At 50.5% G+C, this 2704-nt stretch carries 3 protein-coding genes; all 3 read right to left on the reverse strand.

The annotated features are described in order from the left end of the window. On the reverse strand, positions 1 to 1877 hold a 1877-nt coding region (locus MTBSS4_RS17765; RefSeq protein WP_254432646.1), incomplete at its 3' end, for a DUF3365 domain-containing protein. 96 nt (positions 1878 to 1973) lie between these two features. Then, positions 1974 to 2333, reverse strand: a complete 360-nt coding sequence (locus MTBSS4_RS17770; protein ID WP_245651213.1) for a hypothetical protein — start codon at positions 2331 to 2333, stop codon at positions 1974 to 1976. A 155-nt stretch (positions 2334 to 2488) separates the two neighbouring features. Continuing rightward, positions 2489 to 2704: hypothetical protein (locus tag MTBSS4_RS22820; RefSeq protein ID WP_368667805.1), on the reverse strand; the 216-nt coding region annotated here is incomplete at its 5' end.

Here is a 2704-nt window from a genome sequence, read left to right on the forward strand (position 1 = left end):
TGGTTGATCAGCAGCCCCATCCGCTTTGCTGCACCAACGACGAATTCAAAGTTCTCCCGGTCTTCCGGCGGGAGCTTGTCGCCCAGATGGCGATCCAGCAATTGTGTAAAGGAAACAATGGTTCTCAGCGGCTCTTGGAGGTCATGAGACGCGACATAGGCAAAGCGTTCCAATTCAGTATTGGATGCCATCAAGCGTTCGACCAATTCCTTCTGCTCGGCTTCATGCTGACGATGACTGGCTTCAAGGTCCATTCGATCCAAGGCGAATGAAATTTCATCGGTCATTTCAGTCAGAAGTTCAATGAGATCAGCCGTAAAAAATTCCGGGGTGTCTGAGTAAAGCGATAATGTTCCAATAGGTTTCCCCTGATTTTTCAGCGGAAATGCGGCAGATGAATTAAAATTAAACGATGCCGCCCTCTGATGCCAAGGTGCTGTTATCTGGGTTCCAAAGAAATTTTCTGCAACGCGGTACTCACCAGCACGAATGCATTGTCCGGATGGTCCTTGTCCATAAGGGCTATCAACATCAGCGGACACATTCAGACCATCTAAATAGGCGATCCCCTCACCAGCCCAAGCTGCTGGAACTATTGCTTGGCTCGCATCATCGACCACGCCAATCCACGCCATGCGAAAATGCCCGAAATCCACGGAGATTCGAACGATGGCATCAAAGAGTTCCTGGCGGCTTTTGCTGCGAATGATGGCCTTGTTGGTCTGGCTCAAAGCTGCATAAATATCCGTTAAATGGGCAATCTTAATCTTTGATTCCTTGTGCGAACTCATATCTCGAACAAACGCAACATCAAATTCTTGCCCATCATGGGAAAGGTAATTTGCAGATATTTCAACCGGAAACGTCGATCCATCTTTGCGTTTTAAAATTGCATCAAACCTGATGAACCCATTTTCTTTGAGAATACCCCAATGCTCAGCCCACTTATCCCGAGGATGATCCGGATTTAATTCTGATGCATGCAGGTTCAATATTTCAGACTCAGCGTACCCCAAAAGCGAACATGCGGAATTATTCACATACGAAAGCATACCAGATTCACTAATCCAGTAAACAGGCTCCTCCGCTCTGTCTATTGAGAATTGAGTTATCAAATGCTTTTTGGTTAATAATTCATGCCGCCGAATATGTGATTTGCCGATGTTCCATATCAAGCCGATTCCAGACATCACCAGAATCCAGAAGATTGCATGGTTGATCGCTAATCTTTGGATTTCTTTGGAAGCAAGTCCATCGAATTTCTCCAATGGAATGGTGACATCAATTCCACCTCGCAGGTCGCCAACCTTATAGCCCTGATCGCCGTGACAAGTTAGGCAGGATTGCTCGACGCGGATTGGTGCCATTACACGCACCGCCGCTTTTCCGTCGCTCAGAACCTTTTCAGTTACCTCTGCCTCACCCTGCTCCAGACGCAGAAGAGCCTGACGCTCCCATTCATCCGGGGCGTTCTCCGGATTGAGGGGCTTCATGCTCGTAATTCGTCCCCTGGCAACAAATCCCGACTGCATCAGTTGACGCAGCACGTATGCAGGATTCATTAAGGTCAGGTGTTTGCCGTTCGTGGTTACAACATCACGGTCGGGGACATTCAAATACGGGTTTGGGGAAGTTTGGGCGTCAGGAGCCACATATACTCCACCATGAGATGCGACCCAATGGCGGAAACCAATATCTGTTTGCACGCTGGTTCGTGCTTCTTGAACTGCCAAACGCACTGCTTGCTGCCTTTCGTTTTCAGCCGCCATCCAAATCGAAAGCAAGACTGCCGCTGTCCATAATGCAGCAGACCCTACAATTAGCTTTCGAAATGCCGAAATAGAAACCGCACCAGTTGATTGTGCATTGGAGGTCATTAGCAAATACTCCAGCACGTAAGCCTGTCCGGCTTAAGCCCCTCACGCAGCAAGGGTATCACGCCTATTTCGAAAGGCATATACTTCCCAAGTTCCCTACCTCGGGTCCGGCTCTGCCTTCATGCACTGTTCCGCCAAGGATTCCTCCTTCACCCGGAGGATTCCAGCCTCCAATCCCGCAGCAATCACCGTGTCCGAAATGGCCTCCTTGATTTCGTCGGGCAGGATGATTGCGGGTCTCCAGGAACCATCTGGTGCCCGATATGTTGGCAAGGAAACCTCGGTGCTTTTGCCATCAGCCCTCACCTGGACACCTTGGATGATCATCACCACACCATCAAAGACGGCTTCAACATCAGCCAAGGCACGCAGTTTTCCTGCGTTCTTCACATGGATAATGCTGACCGTCGTTACGGTGACCGATGCAGTGTCCATGTTCGGGTTTACGTTCATCATCTCCGCCTTGATGGCATAAGCCGAATACGATAACCTTTTCCGGTGGCATCCCCCCAATGCGGCCACATCTGGATGGACGGCCCTCCCAAAGTGCAAAATCCATCCAGCACGATCCGGCGGTGGAGTTCTCGCCAGTTCGCCACCGCCGACCTGCTTTACGGCTCGCTCCGAATCACAGGCACAGCCACAAAGAACTCCTGATCGTTCAACGTTCCAACTGACACCATCAGCGTCTCGTGCTGGTGAACAAGGCGGGCATGAGGGACGCCATCAACGGTCGTCCAAAGTCGGGATACCTCCCAGACTTTCCGGGTCTGGTCGTTGGCCTTCATGAATCGATCCCCGACTTGGATGGGGGGAGTTTTCCGTCC

The organism is Magnetospirillum sp. SS-4, assembly GCF_902729425.1.
Lineage (GTDB): Bacteria > Pseudomonadota > Alphaproteobacteria > Rhodospirillales > Magnetospirillaceae > Phaeospirillum.